Origin of the sequence: Nonomuraea sp. NPDC048916 (genome assembly GCF_040649575.1) — a bacterium.
Lineage (GTDB): Bacteria > Actinomycetota > Actinomycetes > Streptosporangiales > Streptosporangiaceae > Nonomuraea.
In genome coordinates this window covers 1-356 of sequence record NZ_JBEZFS010000323.1, presented here as the reverse complement: position 1 = coordinate 356, position 356 = coordinate 1, and the positions used below count along the sequence as shown (strand labels likewise).

Below are 356 nucleotides of genomic sequence, written 5' to 3'. Positions count from 1 at the left end.
CCGAAGACCGCTGGGACCTGTGGTCGGCCTTCCAGGCCAGGGTGATCGACACCGTCAAGGGGTTCAAGGTGCCGCTGATCCGGCTGCCCAAGGAGACCCGCAAGGAAGCGGTGTGCTCCGTGTTCGAGCGAGTGAACACCGGCGGCGTCGTCCTCAACGTCTTCGAGTTGCTCACGGCGACCTATGCCGGTGACGCGCAGTACGCGGAGCGCAACGGGGGCGAGGACTTCAGCCTCATCGAGGACTGGCGGGCCATCAAGGGCGCGTTGTGCTCGGAGCACCAGGTCTTCGGGACGACGGACAAGGACGGCGGTCAGGAGACCGGGCTCAGCAGCCTGGACTTCCTTCAGGCCATC

1 pseudogene is annotated in these 356 nt (G+C 66.0%); it reads left to right on the top strand.

The window, feature by feature from the left end:
* A pseudogene (locus tag AB0C16_RS41050) lies at nucleotides 1-356 on the top strand (hypothetical protein); the annotation flags it as partial.